Source organism: Aquabacterium sp., assembly GCF_004297345.1.
Lineage (GTDB): Bacteria > Pseudomonadota > Gammaproteobacteria > Burkholderiales > Burkholderiaceae_C > Aquabacterium.
In genome coordinates this window covers 1-1,559 of the sequence record NZ_SCTN01000273.1, presented here as the reverse complement: position 1 = coordinate 1,559, position 1,559 = coordinate 1, and the positions used below count along the sequence as shown (strand labels likewise).

At 62.5% G+C, this 1,559-nt stretch carries 1 protein-coding gene and 1 pseudogene; one reads left to right on the top strand and one right to left on the bottom strand.

Going from position 1 to position 1,559, the window contains the following annotated elements; translation table 11 throughout:
- The coding region (locus tag EPO09_RS09600; RefSeq protein ID WP_290642527.1) for a DUF2726 domain-containing protein at positions 1–624 on the top strand (624 nt) is incomplete at its 5' end.
- Positions 625–665: 41 nt separating this feature from the next.
- Here EPO09_RS09600 and EPO09_RS09595 read toward each other — a convergent pair.
- Positions 666–1,559, bottom strand: a pseudogene (locus EPO09_RS09595) (molecular chaperone HtpG); the annotation flags it as partial.

The window sequence follows — 1,559 nt, the reverse complement described above, 5'->3', positions numbered from 1 at the left end:
AATCTGAACGCGAGGCCGCTGTTCAGTGTGCATGAGCGCGCGCTCTATCGCGAGTTGCGTGCTGCGCTCCCCCATCACGTTGTGCTGGCCAAAGTCAGCTTGCTGCGTTTTTGCCAGACCGCTGAAGCACATGACGCCAAGGCCTGGTATGAGCGCCTTCAAGCTTTGCACGTGTCGATGGCGGTGTGCACGCCCAACGGCGTGGTCGTGTCGGTGATCGACATTGAAAGCAACCCAGGCAAGGCCGCCCGCAAATCGCAAAAGCTCAAGGAAGCCGTGCTGGACGCCTGCCGCGTTCGCTATGTGCGCTGCCTGCCGGGCCAATGGCCCACATCCAACCTGATGGCGGGTTGGGCGCTCGGCCCAACCGGCACAAACCCCGATCTGGCGCACGTCTCGCCTGATCGCTTGCACGACGCTGGCGACCAGCTGGCGCGCAAACTCAAGCAAAGACGCGCCGAACGGGCCGCACGCTGGGCCGAATCCAGCTTCGCGCAGGACTCGTTCTTTGCGATGGACAGCCGCTTTGACGGCATAGCCGCCACATCGCCATCCGGCCTGAACGAACATGGCGACGCTGACAGTGACCTGGGCCACCCGAAGATGGCCAATCAGCGCAACTGACCTGCCCGGCATCCCGCCAGACAGGTCTTTTCAAAACCGCATCACACAGCGGCGGTCACCAGCAAGGCGTTGATGCGACGCACGTAGGCGGCGGGGTCTTCCAGCTGACCACCTTCGGCCAGCAGGGCCTGATCAAACAGGATGTGCGCCAGATCGTCGAAGTGCTCGCAAGTATCGAGCTTCTTGACCAAGTCGTGTTCCGGGTTGATCTCCAGCGTGGGCTTTGTCTCGGGCGCGTTCTGGCCGGCCTGCTTGAGCAAGCGAGCCAGGTGGCCTGACACGTCCCCCTCACTGGTGACCAGGCAAGCGGGTGAATCCACCAGTCGCGTGGTGACGCGCACTTCCTTGGCCACATCCTTGAGCGAAGCCTGCAGGCGCTCCAGCAAAGGCTTGAACTGCTCGGCGGCTTCTTCGGCCTTCTTCTTCTCTTCTTCGTCCTGCAGTTTGCCCAGGTCCACGGCGCCCTTGGCCACGCTTTGCAGCGGCTTGCCATCGAACTCGTAGAGGTGCGAGAGCAGCCACTCGTCCACACGGTCGGTCAGCAGCAGCACCTCGATGCCCTTCTTCTTGAAGATCTCAAGCTGCGGGCTGTTCTTGGCTGCGGCCACGGAATCAGCCGTGATCACATAGACGGCCTCCTGGCCTTCCTTCATGCGGCTGACGTAGTCGGCCAAGGACACGTTCTGCTCGGCGCCTTCGTTGTGCGTGGAGGCAAAGCGCACCAGCTTGGCCAGGCGCTCGCGGTTGGCAAAGTCCTCGCCGATGCCTTCCTTGAGCACGGTGCCGAACTCGCCCCAGAAGGCTGCGTACTTGTCGCGCAGCGCGGCATCATCGTTGTGCGCCATGTCTTCCAGCATGGAGAGGATGCGCTTGGTGCAACCCTCCCGGATGGCCTTCACGTCGCGGCTTTCCTGCAGGATCTCGCGGCTGACATT